The 12624-nt window shown below is 70.7% G+C and carries 11 protein-coding genes and 1 pseudogene; 8 read left to right on the top strand and 4 right to left on the bottom strand.

The window, feature by feature from the left end; all coding sequences use genetic code 11:
* Positions 1-232: 232 nt before the first annotated feature.
* Positions 233-652, bottom strand: coding sequence for a RidA family protein (locus STSP_RS12900; protein ID WP_067276304.1), 420 nt, complete (start codon positions 650-652; stop codon positions 233-235).
* A gap of 182 nt (positions 653-834) precedes the next feature.
* On the opposite strand from STSP_RS12900, the gene STSP_RS12895 reads away from it, so the two are divergent.
* From STSP_RS12895 to STSP_RS12865, 7 genes are all read left to right on the top strand, one after another.
* Entirely contained in the window at positions 835-1344 is a 510-nt protein-coding gene (locus STSP_RS12895) for a cupin domain-containing protein (protein WP_067276301.1), read from the top strand.
* Between the two features lie 56 nt (positions 1345-1400).
* A complete protein-coding gene (locus STSP_RS12890) occupies positions 1401-2345 on the top strand; it encodes an acyl-CoA thioesterase (protein ID WP_067276592.1) in 945 nt (314 codons plus the stop codon).
* 76 nt (positions 2346-2421) lie between these two features.
* The gene (locus STSP_RS12885) at positions 2422-4086 is read left to right on the top strand and encodes an AMP-binding protein (protein WP_067276290.1); all 1665 of its coding nucleotides are present in this window, start codon (positions 2422-2424) and stop codon (positions 4084-4086) included.
* Positions 4087-4105: 19 nt separating this feature from the next.
* On the top strand, positions 4106-6487 hold the full coding sequence (locus STSP_RS12880; protein ID WP_067276287.1) for a bifunctional salicylyl-CoA 5-hydroxylase/oxidoreductase: 2382 nt from the start codon (positions 4106-4108) through the stop codon (positions 6485-6487).
* Complete coding sequence (locus tag STSP_RS12875) at positions 6465-6914, top strand: acyl-CoA thioesterase (RefSeq protein ID WP_232789615.1); 450 nt, start codon at positions 6465-6467, stop codon at positions 6912-6914. The genes STSP_RS12880 and STSP_RS12875 overlap by 23 nt, the downstream gene beginning before the upstream one ends.
* Positions 6915-7085: 171 nt before the next feature.
* The gene (locus STSP_RS12870; protein WP_067276282.1) at positions 7086-8297 is read left to right on the top strand and encodes a serine hydrolase domain-containing protein; all 1212 of its coding nucleotides are present in this window, start codon (positions 7086-7088) and stop codon (positions 8295-8297) included.
* 290 nt (positions 8298-8587) lie between these two features.
* Positions 8588-9343: a dienelactone hydrolase family protein gene (locus tag STSP_RS12865; protein ID WP_067276280.1), complete on the top strand. Its 756-nt coding sequence runs from the start codon at positions 8588-8590 to the stop codon at positions 9341-9343.
* A 133-nt stretch (positions 9344-9476) separates the two neighbouring features.
* On the opposite strand, the gene STSP_RS12860 is transcribed toward STSP_RS12865, so the two are convergent.
* Entirely contained in the window at positions 9477-10142 is a 666-nt protein-coding gene (locus tag STSP_RS12860) for a TetR/AcrR family transcriptional regulator C-terminal domain-containing protein (RefSeq protein WP_067276278.1), read from the bottom strand.
* A 63-nt stretch (positions 10143-10205) separates the two neighbouring features.
* On the opposite strand from STSP_RS12860, the gene STSP_RS12855 reads away from it, so the two are divergent.
* A complete protein-coding gene (locus STSP_RS12855) occupies positions 10206-11216 on the top strand; it encodes a threonine/serine dehydratase (RefSeq protein WP_067276276.1) in 1011 nt (336 codons plus the stop codon).
* A gap of 74 nt (positions 11217-11290) precedes the next feature.
* Here STSP_RS12855 and STSP_RS12850 read toward each other — a convergent pair.
* Both STSP_RS12850 and STSP_RS39140 read right to left on the bottom strand, forming a co-directional pair.
* Positions 11291-12236 (bottom strand): annotated as a pseudogene (locus STSP_RS12850) (aldo/keto reductase).
* 45 nt (positions 12237-12281) lie between these two features.
* Entirely contained in the window at positions 12282-12422 is a 141-nt protein-coding gene (locus STSP_RS39140) for a hypothetical protein (RefSeq protein WP_157902828.1), read from the bottom strand.
* Between the last annotated feature and the right edge of the window lie 202 nt (positions 12423-12624).

Genomic DNA, 12624 nt, shown 5'->3' with positions numbered 1-12624 from the left:
CGCCATCGCGTTGCCACACCTCGTGGATTCGAAATATCGGACGTAATGCGGGATTTCGCCTCGGCGAGGATGGCGCCTCTTCTGGCGCGGCGTCAACACCCGTGACGTCTACGCGCTTCAGCAACGTTGTGACGCCAGTTGTGACGCCTGGAGAACCGCGCCTGAAGCGGCGCGGGGTGCTCCGCAGCGAGCGCAACGACAGGAGTTGTCGAGATGCGATGCCGCCGTCCGCTTATGGACGAGGCGTCACGAGCCGGTCCTCGGGAATCACCGCCACGCCGAGGATCTCGATCATCGCTTCGGGCTGCCACAGGGCGGTGCAGCCGATGCCGGCCATCGCCGGGTAGACGGGGCCTGCGAGCTCGCGCCACACCTTCCCGATCTCTTTCCCATGGGCCTGGTAGTCGGGGATGTCGGTCAGGTAGAGGGTCACGCTGACCAGGTCCTCCGGTTCGCCGCCCGCCGCCCGGAGCGTCGTCAGCACATTGCTGAACGCTTGGCGGAACTGCTCGACCATGCCTCCCGGCACGATCTTCATGTCGGCGTCGAGAGCGGTCTGACCGCCGAGGTAGAGCGTGTTCCCCACCAGGGTCCCGTGCGAGTAGCCACTGGGCTTCGGCAGAGCGTCCGGGTTCACGGCGATGGGCGTCATGCGGCCTCCAGTTCGGGTTCGATCGCGGTCCGGCCGCGGCTCGATCCGGTCCATCCGGCGTTGTGTATTGACACTATCTGACGGTCGTGAAAAAAACGAGACACCACATGGCGCAGCGACGGCGTTGTCGGCCAGACCGGAGCACCGGCGCCCGCGCCCTCGACCGAAACGGAGCCGATCTCATGGAGCCCGTCGAGCGGCGTCAGCCGCATGTCGAACACAGCAGCAAGTACCGCCTCGAGGGCGACAATTCGATGTACCGGCTGCCTAGCGGGCTCGTCGCTCCGGTGGTGACCCGCGGCGGCCACGAGGACCCGGGCACCGCCGACTCGGGTGGGGCCGTCCGCATCTCGGGCGTCAGCATCCAGCACACCCCGGCCACGAAGCTGTGGTTCGGCAAGGTCAGCAACGAGCCCGGCTATCGCTCGGTCACCCACCACCACGGTGAGGCCGAGACCGGCGGGTACGTCCTGTCGGGCCGGGCGCGCATCTACTTCGGCGAGAAGTTCGAGGACTACGTCGACATGGCGGAGGGCGACTGGGTGTTCGTACCGCCGTTCATGTCGCACATCGAGTGCAATCTCTCGCGCAGCAAGCCGCTGGTGTGGATGACCACCCGGACGCCGGAGAACATCGTCGTCAACCTGCCCGACGTCGCCGACGCGGATCTGCGCGACTGGCTGGACCGATGACGCGGCCGGCAGACGGACCGATGCCCACCTCCGAGCCGACGACCACCTCCGAACCGATGGCGACCTCCGAGCCGATGCAGACCGACGCGCTTCCGACCTCCGCGATCTTCACCGAGGCGGTCACGCTGACGCCCACTCAGCCTGAGCACTTCGACCTGGCGTTCACCGCCATCACGCAGCCCTGCCCGTGGCCGAAGGCGTACGGCGGCGACCTGGTCGCCCAGGCCGCGGCGGCCGCCATGCGCTCGGTCACCGACGGCAAGACGCTGCACTCCGTGCACAGTTACTTCCTGCGCCCGGCGGACATCGGGGCCGAGGTGCGCTACGAGGTGGAGCTGCTGCGCGACGGCCGCGGTTACAGCACCCGGCAGGTGCGCGGCTACCAGAACGGCAAGCCGCTCTACGTCTGCCTGGCCAACTTCGCCGCGGGCGAGCCGGGTGGGACCTTCCAGGCCGAGTTCACCGATGCCGTCGCCGGGCTCGCCGATGCCGTCCCCGGTCCCGAGGAGCTGCCCAGTTCGGCGGAGTACCTGGCCGGGCGGAGCGGCGGCTCGATGACCGCGGAGTCGAAGGCGTACTGGTCCGCCGGGCGGAGCTTCGACATGCGGCACGTGCCAGGGCCGGTCTACCTCACCGTCGAGGGCAAGCAGGTCCCGCACCAGGCGGTGTGGATCAAGCCGTTCGACCCGCTGCGGGCCGTCGAGGGGCTGACCGACGCGCAGCGGGACCTGGCCGCCCTCGCGTACGTCTGCGACTACACGATCCTGGAACCCGTCCTGCGCGTCCTCGACCTGCCGTGGGCCAAGCCCGAGCTGGTCACCGCAAGCCTCGACCACGCCATGTGGTTCCACCGCCCCGGACCGGTCGGCGACTGGCTCCTCTACGTCCAGGAAGCCGTCGCCGCCGACGCGGGACGCGGCCTGGGCGCCGGCCGCTTCTTCACCCTCGACCACCGTCACCTGGCCACTGTCGTCCAGGAGGGCATGATCCGCACCGCCTAACCCGCCGCCCCACCGGCGGGCTCCCGGAAGGACACCTCCGTTGACAACTCCGTCGACCCCTCCGCTGCCCCCTCCCTTGTCTCTTTCGACCTCGGCGCATCTGGACACCTTCGCCCGCGACCACCTTCCCCCCGCGCACCTGTGGCCGACGATCGAGTTCACCACGCCGGAACTGCACTATCCCGAGCGGCTCAACGCCGCCACCGAGATCATCGACATCCCCGTCTCCACCTTCGGGCCCGACCGCCCGGCGCTGCGTACGCAGGGCGGGGAGACCTGGACCTACGGCGCACTGCAGAAACGGGCCAACCAGGTCGCCCAGGTGCTGACCGAAGACCTGGGTCTGGTGACCGGGCAGCGCGTCATGCTGCGCTCCCCCAACGCCCCCTGGACGGTTGCCGCCTGGCTCGGCGTACTGAAGGCCGGCGGTGTCGTCGTGACCACCATGGCCGCCCTGCGCGCCCGGGAGATCGCCCCGGTCGCCGAGCGGACCCAGCCCTCGATCGCGCTGGTGGACCACCGGTTCGCCGAGGACGCGTACACGGTCCGGGACACCGTACTGCCGTCGCTGACGGTCGTGGAGTACGGCGGCACCGGCCCGGATGATCTCGTGGCCCGCGCCATGGCGAAGTCCGGCGAGTTCACCAACGTGGAGACCGCCGCCGACGACGTGGCGCTCCTCGGGCCGACGTCCGGCAGCACGGGCGTCCCGAAGATCACCATGCACTTCCACCGGGACATCCTGTCCATCGACAACACCTTCGGCCGCCACGTGCTGAAGCTGGTCGCGGACGACCTGGTCGCCTGTTCCGCCCCCTTCGCCTTCACCTTCGGCCTCGGCATGCTCGTCGTGTTCCCGCTGCGGGCCGGCGCGTGCGCCCTGCTGACCGAGGCGGCCACACCGCTGCAGCTCGCCGAGCTCGTCGAGGGGGAGGGCGTCACCGTGCTCGCGACGGCGCCCACGGCCTACAAGGCGATCCTGCGCGAGGGGAAGGAGGGGCAGCTCGCCGGGTTGCGGGCCGGGGTGTCGGCGGGCGAGCACATTCCCCAGGACACCTGGGAGCACCTGCGCGACAGGCTCGGGCTCAGGATCATCGACGGCATCGGCGCGACCGAGCTGCTGCACATCTTCATCTCGGCCGCCGGGGACGACATCCGGCCCGGCGCCACCGGCAAGCCGGTTCCGGGGTACCGCGCGACCATCCTCGGCCTCGACGGCTCGGAGCTCGGCCCCGGCGAGCCGGGGCTGCTCGGGGTCATCGGCCCCGTCGGCTGCCGCTACCTCGACGACGAGCGCCAGAAGGACTATGTCGTGGACGGCTGGAACGTCACCGGTGACATCTTCCACCGGGACGAGGACGGCTACTTCCACTATCACGCCCGCAGCGACAACATGATCGTCTCCTCGGGCTACAACATCGGCGGGCCCGAGGTCGAGGCCGCCATCGACACCCACCCCGACGTGGTCGAGGCCGCCGTCGTCGGCCGCCCCGACGCCGAACGGGGCTCCGTCGTCTGCGCCTTCGTGGTGCTCCGCGACGGGGTGCCGGGCGACCCCGCCAAGGCCAGGGAGATCCAGGACCACGTCAAGCAGGTCCTGGCTCCGTACAAGTACCCGCGCGACGTGCGGTTCTGCGAGTCCCTGCCGCGCAACTCGAGCGGCAAGCTGCAGCGTTTCGCACTCCGCAAGATCGTCGAGGACGAGCAGGCCGCAGCCGCCGTGCCCGCCCTCGAGCAGTGAGAGGAACAGAGGAACCCCCTTGAAGATCGCGATCGTCGGCGGTGGCCCCGGTGGCCTCTACTTCGCTGCTCTGATGAAACAACTCGACCCGGCCCACGACATCACCGTCTGGGAGCGCAACGCCCCCGATGACACGTTCGGCTTCGGTGTGGTGTTCTCCGACGAGACGCTCGGCGGCATCGAGAACGCCGACACCGGGTTCGCCGAGGCCATGGCGAAGCGGTTCGCCCGCTGGACGGACATCGACATCCACTACCGCGGCCAGAGCCACACCGTGGGCGGGCAGGGCTTCGCCGCCATGAGCCGCAAGGAACTGCTCCGCCTGCTGCAGGAGCGCTGCCGCGACCTCGGGGTCGTCGTGCGTTTCCGGACGCTCGCCCCGGACGTCGCGGACCTCCGCGCTTCGTACGACCTGGTGGTCGCGGCCGACGGCGTGAACTCCCAGGTCCGGGCCGCCTACGCCGACGTGTTCCGGCCCTCGCTGGACCAACGGCACAACAAGTACATGTGGCTCGGCACGGACCGGGTCTTCGAGGCGTTCCAGTTCTTCATCAAGCACACGGAGTGGGGGACCATGCAGGTCCACGGCTACCCCTACTCCGAGAGCGGTTCCACCTTCATCGTCGAGATGCACGAGGACGTCTGGCGCCGGGCCGGCTTCGACGCCACCGAGGGCGCCGCGTTCCCGCCGGGCGTCTCCGACGAGCAGGCCGTCGAGCGCATCCGTGAGCTCTTCGCCGAGGAACTTGCAGGTCACGAGGTCTTCGCCAACAACTCGAAGTGGCTGAACTTCACGACCGTACGCAACGAGCGGTGGCACCACGGGAACCTCGTCCTCGTCGGCGACGCCGCGCACACCGCGCACTTCTCAATCGGGTCTGGCACCAAGCTGGCCATGGAGGACTCACTCGCCCTCGCGGCCTGCCTGCACGAGCACCCCGACACCGAGGCCGCTTTGACCGCGTACGAGACCGAGCGGCGCCCCGTCGTCGAGTCCACGCAGCGTGCCGCGCAGGCGTCGCTGGAGTGGTTCGAGAACATCGGCATGTACGTCGGCCAGGAACCGACCCAGTTCTGCTTCAACCTGCTGACGCGGTCGCGCCGCATCACGTACGACAACCTCCGCACGCGCGACCAGGAGTTCGCCGACCGCGTCGACGCCGCCTTCGCCGCCTCTCAGGGACTGGACACCACCGCGCCTGCGATGTTCCAGCCGTTCCGGCTCGCGCGGTTGGAGCTGAAGAACCGGGTAATCGTGTCCCCGATGGACATGTACTCCGCCGTCGACGGCGTACCAGGCGACTTCCACCTCGTCCACCTCGGCTCCAAAGCCATGGGCGGTGCGGGCCTGGTGATGACGGAGATGGTCTGCGTCTCGCCCGAGGGCCGCATCACCCCGGGCTGCACGGGTCTGTGGACCGACGAGCAACGCGACTCCTGGGCGCGGATCGTGTCCTTCGTCCACGAGCAGAGCACCGCACGTATCGGCCTCCAGCTCGGTCACTCGGGCCGGAAGGGCTCGACGCGGCTCATGTGGGAGGGCATCGACGAGCCGCTGCCGGACGGCAACTGGGAGATCGTCGGCCCGTCGCCGCTCCCCTACGGCCCTGGATCCGCGGTCCCGCGCGAACTCACCCGGGCCGACATGGACCAGATCACCGCCGAATTCGTCGCCGCTGCCCGGCGGGGCGCCGAGGCGGGCTTCGACCTGCTCGAACTCCACTGCGCACACGGCTACTTGCTGTCCTCTTTCCTCTCGCCGATCGCGAACCGCCGCACCGACCAGTACGGCGGCCCGCTGGAGAACCGGCTCCGCTTCCCCCTGGAGGTGTTCGACGCGGTCCGTGCCGTCTGGCCGGCCGAGCGGCCGTTGATCGTGCGCATCTCCGCCACCGACTGGGTGCCGGACGGCAACACCGAGCACGACGCCGTCGAGATCGCCCGCGCGTTCGCCGCCCACGGGGCGGACGCGATCGACGTCTCATCGGGCCAGGTCACCAATGACGAGCGCCCCGCGTTCGGCCGCTCCTACCAGACGCCGTTCGCGGACCGGATCCGGCACGAGGTCGCCGCCGCCACCGGCACGGCGGTCATCGCGGTCGGCGCCATCGCCTCGTACGACGACGTGAACTCGATCCTCCTCGCGGGCCGCGCCGACCTGTGCGCCATCGGCCGCACCCATCTCTACGACCCGCACTGGACGCTGCACGCGGCGGCCGAGCAGGAGTACCGGGGTGCCGCGGCCGAGTGGCCGGTGCAGTTCAGGGCCGGCAGCCGAAAGCCGCCGACCTCACGCACCGACGCCGTACGCCCTCGTCTCTCGCTCCTGCGCGCCGACGAGTCCGACCGGAACACCCATCTGCGATGGAGGCCGTCCCGTGAGCCGGCCACCGTCGCCTGAGCCGGTGGACGGCGCCGCGTTCGCCCGCGCCGTCCACCGTTCCCGGGTGGAGTGGATGGACACCGACGCGGGCGGCCATCACCACAACACCTCCATCGTGCGTTTCGTCGAGGCGGCCGAGGCGACGCTGATACGGGAGCGCGGCATCACCGGCTACTTCGGCGCCGCGCCACGTGTGCGGTACGAGGTCGACTTCGCGTCCCCTCTGTGGTTCGGGCAGGAGGTCACGGCAACCGTGGCGGTCGAGCGCATCGGAACGTCGTCCCTGACCTTCCGGTTCGAGGTCTGGGGCGAGGCGTTCGACGGACACCCGCGGCGGCTGGCGGCCTCGGGCCGTTACGTGACGGTCCACGTCCCCCGGGCCGGGCGCGGGAGCGCACCGTGGCCTGCCGCATGGCTCGATGCGCTCAAGGTGGAGGCTGCCTGACGCAGTGCTCGTCAAGCAGCCCCGCACAGGCCGGTGCCCCTCAGGGACACCGGCCCTGCCCGCGTGTCTCGGCAGCAGACAGATATTCCCAGCCGGGCGTGTGACGAAAGGAATGATCGATCATCGATCAAACAGCGATAGGGTTGCTGCGACGCACGGATGGGAGAGGCCATGCAGAGCGACGAACCGGATATCCAGGGCACGTTCATCCACGGCACGGCGGCCGACGGTTTCGAGGCCGTCCGGGACGCCTTCGAGGCGAACTTCACGCGGCTCGGCGAGCGCGGTGCAGCCGTCGCCGTCTATCAGGACGGCCGTCCGGTGGTCAACCTGTGGGGCGGCACCGCGGATGCCGACGCGCCGGAGGGCCAGGGCAGGCCCTGGACCGAGGACACCGGGCAGATTCTGCGCTCCGCCACCAAGGGTGTGGCCGCCACGGTCCTGCTGCTCCTCGCCGACCGCGGCCGGATCGACCTGGACGCCCCGGTCCGCGACTACTGGCCGGAGTTCGCGGCCGCGGGCAAGGCACACATCACCGTACGGCAATTGCTTTCCCATCAGGCCGGAGTGGCCGCGCTGGACAGCCCCCTCACCGCCGCACAGGCCGAGGACGGGACCACCGGGCCGACGGCGGTCGCTGCACAGCGCCCCCTGTGGGAGCCCGGCACCGCGCACGGCTACCACGCACAGACCTTCAGCTGGCTGCTGGGAGAGCTGGTCCGGCGGGTGGACGGGCGCTCGCTCGGCACCGTGCTCGCCGAGGACGTCACCGAACTGCTCGGCCTGGACCTGTGGATCGGCCTGCCCGAGGAACAGCAGGACCTGGTGGGCCGGATCGCCGCCGTCGAACCCCCCGCGCCGAAGGACGGCACGCTGCGGATGCGCCCGCGCCGGGAGGTCGCCGAGGCGTACTCCGACCCGGCCTCGCTCACGCGTCGCGCCTTCGGCACCGTCTCGCCGTCCCCGGACGAGAACGACCCGGCCTGGCGGGCCGCCGAGTTGCCGGCGTCCAACGGCATCGCCAGCGCACGCGGGCTCGCCGGTTTCTACGCGGCGCTCGGCGAGGGCCGCATCCTCACCCGGCAGATGCTCGCCCAGGCCCGTACCGAGCAGGCCGCCGGACGCGACCGGGTGCTGCTCGCCAGGACCCGCTTCGGGCTCGGGTACATGCTGCACAGCCCGGCGTCCCCGATGAGCTCGCCTGCGGCGTTCGGCCACCCGGGGCGCGGAGGTTCCCTCGCCTTCGCCGACCCCGATCTTGGCATCGCCTTCGCCTACGTGACCAACGGCATGCAGCCCACGGTGACCAGCGACCCCCGCGCCCAGTCCCTGGTGCGTGCGGTCCGCGAGTCCCTCATCCAGCGGGTCCCGGTTGCGGCGTAGCCACCGGGGTCGGCCGACCGCGGGGACGTAACCACTGCGGCCGGACGGCGAAGCCCGCAGCCGGATCAGCCCGCGAGGACCCGCTGGTACGGCACCGATCCCGCCGCCTAGGGTTCAGGGGATGAGCACCCTGGAGGCGACCGAACGCGCTGAAGCCGCCGCTAGGAACGACTGACGGCGGAGCAGCGACATCCCGACATCACGGCGCCTCGACGGGGAAGGCACGCCGAACCAGCCCCAGGCCAGCGCGGTCGGCGCTGCCGGCGCAAGGAAAGGAACGACAAGCACCCATGACCACCGTGCGTGGAACATCCGTCGACATCCCCACCCCGGACGGCACGGCCGACGCCTACCTGGCCCACCCCGACGACAACACCCCGCACCCCGCGGTCCTGTTCTACATGGACGCCTTCGGCCTGCGGCCCCAGCTGAAGAAGATGGCCGACCGCCTCGCCGAAGCCGGCTACACCGTCCTCGTCCCCAACGTCTTCTACCGCCACGGGCGCACCCCGGTGGTCGAGACGACCGACTTCATCGACGTCGCCGCGCGCCCGGACATCTTCCAGAAGATCGGCCCGATCATGCAGTCCCTGACGCCCGAGTTGGCGATGCGCGACGCCGACGCCTATCTGCGCTGGCTCGCGGACTGCCCCCAGGCCACCGACGGGCCGGTCGGCATCACCGGCTACTGCATGGGCGCCCGCCTGTGCCTGCGCACCGCCGGAGCGTATCCGGAGCGGGTCGCCGCCGCGGCCGGGTTCCACGGCGGGCAGCTGGCGACCGACGCTTCCGACAGCCCGCACCTGGTGGCCGACCGCATCACCGCCGAGGTCTACTTCGGCCACGCCGACCAGGACCCCTCCCTGCCGCCCGAGCAGATCGAACGCCTCGACAAGGCGCTCACCGAAGCGGGCGTCCGCCACCAGACCGAGGTGTACGCAGGCGCGCACCACGGATACACCCAGGCCGACACCGCCAGCTACAACGCCGAGGCGGCGGAACGCCACTGGACGGCACTGCTGTCGCTCCTGAGCCGGAACCTCTGAAGCCCGCCGCTCTGAAGCACGCCGCAGGCGCCGACGCGCGCGTCAGCCCCGGCAGAGGGCTTGCCGTCGATTCGCAGACGATCGAGGCGAGCCCTCTGCCGGGGCTTCGTCCCGCTGGTCGTGCTGTGGGATGTCACCGCCGGTTCTGCCCGGTCGCCGTCCACGCCGGGTCGGCGGCGTCGATCAGCTGGCGCAGTGCGCCGTAGTAGACCTCGTGGTCGGTCACGGCGGGCACGATCGCGGCCAGGTGGCCGGTCAGCGCCGGGAACTCACCCGGATCGAGCGCGGCCAACGCGGTGCGGGTGGCCGCCTGGGCGGCCTTGGGCTCGCGGTGGTCGACGAAGCTCGCGCTGCCGAGGGTGAGCAGGTACATCCGCCGGTACGCGGTGATCGCCTCTTCGGGGGTCATCCCGGTCGCGAGGCTGTCGGCGAGCTGCGGTTCGACCAGGCGGGCCAGCAGGTTCGGGCCGAGCCAGGGGCGGGCGCCCCGGAGCGCGACCAGACCTGGATGCGCCGCGAGCAGTCGGTACAGCGCGGTGAACCGCGTCTCGGTGGCGGTGGCCCAGTCGGTGCCCGGCTCGACGTCGGGCAGGCGGGCGGCCAGGTGGTCGGTGCACAGGTCCAGGAGTCCGGCGAGGTCGGTGCAGCGGCGCTGGAGGGACGCGAGGGAGATGTCGAGGCACGCGGCCAGGGCGCGGAAGGTCAGCGCCGCGGGGCCGCCCTCGTCGACCAGCTGCAGGGCGGCCTCGGCGATGCGGCCGGGGGTCGCACGGTCCAGGGAAAGAGAATGCCGTGGCATACGAGTCATCGTACGATACGTTGTATCGAACGTCTCGGACGAGGTCTCGCGAGGAGTGACGCAGTGGACCAGCTCACCTACGGCGACATCAAGGCCGCCACGGAACGGATCGCCGGGCACATCCGCCCCGTCACGCTCGCCCCCGTCGATCCCCTCGATCCCGTCGGTCCCGTCGAATCCGTCGACCCCGGCGCGATCCGCACCGCCGATCGCGGGGCAGAGGCGCCCGAGGTCTGGCTGGCCCTGGAGTACATGCAGCACACCGGCTCCTTCAAGGCGCGCGGCGCACAGAACTTCATCCAGGCGCACCGCGAGGCCGGCGCCCTCCCCGAGGCCGGCGTGACCATCGCCTCCGGCGGCAACGCCGGGCTGGCGTGCGCCTGGGCCGCCCAGCAGCAGGGCATCCCCGCCACCGTCTTCCTCCCGGCCACCGCCCCCGCCGTGAAGGTGGCCAGGCTGCGCTCCTACGGCGCCGACGTCCGCCTCGTCGGCACGGAGTACGCCGAGGCCCTCGCCGCCTGCGAGGACTTCGCCGCCACCACCGGTGCGCTGACGTCCCATGCCTACGACCACCCGCTGATCGCCGCCGGGGCGGGCACCCTCCTGGAGGAGATCCACGCCCGGCTGCCCGGCCTCGACACGGTCGTGGTCGCTGTCGGCGGCGGAGGACTGTTCGCAGGTGTGGCCACCGCCGCCCGGCACCACGGCATCCGCACCGTCGCGGTCGAGCCGGAGAACTGCCGCGCGCTCAACGCCGCGATCGAGGCCGGCCGCCCGGTCGACGTCACCGTGGACTCCGTCGCCGCCGACTCACTCGGCGCCCGCCGCACCTCCGCGATGGCGCTGCACGCCGCCCAGCAGGACGGCGTGCAGTCCGTTCTCGTACCGGACAGCGAGATCGTCCGCGCCCGCCAGACCCTGTGGGACCAGCGCAGGGTGGCGGTCGAGCACGGCGCCGCCACCGCCCTCGCCGCGCTCACCGCCGCCGGCTCCGCCTACCGCCCCGCCCCCGGCGAGAAGGTCGCCGTCGTGCTCTGCGGCGCCAACACCGACCCGGGCGACCTGGTCCCCTGACCCTGCTTCAGCCGGGACCGTACTGCTCGCCGGGGCCGTCAACCCGCGCCACCCCGGGGCACCCGCGCATTTCCTTATGCGGACGCCGCGTCCAGCTTCGCCAGCTCCTCACCGGTCAGCTGGAGGTCCGCCACCGCGACCAGGGCCGGCAGCTGCTCGACGGTGCGGGCACTGGCGATCGGCGCGGTGACCGTCGGCTGGGCGGCGAGCCAGGCCAGGGCCACGGTCGGGACCGCGGCCCCGCGTTCCTGCGCAATCTCGTCGAGAGCGGCGAGGACGCGTACACCCCGCTCGCTCTGCAGGTGGGCGGCGGCACTCCCGGCCCGCGGGCTGTCGACCGTCGTACCCGGCCGGTACTTGCCGGTCAGGAAGCCGGCGGCCAGCGCGTAGTACGGCACGGCGGCGATACCGGCGCGCTCGGCCACGGTCTGCAGGGCGCCCTCATAGGTCTCGCGGGAGACCAGGTTGTAGTGGGGCTGCAGCACGGTGTACCGGGCCAGACCCGTGCGGTCGGAGAAGTCCAGGGATTCCTGGAGCCGCTCCGGGCTCAGGTTGGAGGCACCGATCGCGCGCACCTTGCCCGCCCGGACCAGCTCGTCGAGGGCCATGATGATCTCCTCGACAGGCACGGACGGGTCGTCGAAGTGCGTGTAGTACAGGTCGATGTAGTCGGTGCGCAGGCGGCGCAGGGACGCGTCGGCCGCCGCCTTGATGGTGGCTGCCGACAGCCCCTTGTACTGCGGGTGGGCCCCGACCTTCGTGGCCACGACGACGTCCGACCGGTTGCCGCGCGAAGCCAGCCAGTTGCCGATGATGGTCTTCGGACTCGCCTCCCTGGTTGCCCTCGACCCACGCGGAGTAGGCGTCGGCGGTGTCGACGAAGTTGCCACCGGCCTCCGCGTAGGCGTCGAGCACGGCGAACGACTGCGCCTCGTCGGCGGTCCAGCCGAAGACGTTACCGCCGAGAGCCAGCGGGAAGACCTCGAGAGCGGATGAGCCAAGCTTGCGAAGAGAAGTCATGGCAAGATCAACGCCCGCACCAGACGGCCGTATTCCGAGCGTCGGTCACTCCACGAAGCCACGCTCACCGAGGATCTTGTTGATGCGCGTGCGATGCGCCTCTTCCCAGGCGCCGAGGGACTCGTCGGCCTCTATAAATCCCCAGCAGGCCTTGATCCGGCCCGCCGCGCCATCAACATTCGGCATCGAGTTCCCCGCAAGAGAGGAACGACCAATCCGATCTGCCCCCGTATTAGTCCCACATCACCCTGTCCACGACTAGATCGATGGCACTGGGTGTGCTTAATTTGGGGCACTGAGTGCCATCACTGTCGAAGGGACCTTCAGTGAGTCTGAGGATCGTTGTCTGTGTGAAGTACGTGCCCGACGCCACCGGCGACCGGCACTT

This window comes from Streptomyces jeddahensis, from assembly GCF_001642995.1.
In the GTDB taxonomy this organism is placed as follows: domain Bacteria; phylum Actinomycetota; class Actinomycetes; order Streptomycetales; family Streptomycetaceae; genus Streptomyces; species Streptomyces jeddahensis.
Note: the sequence above shows the minus strand (reverse complement) of the source record. Positions and strands in the feature narration are given on the sequence as shown.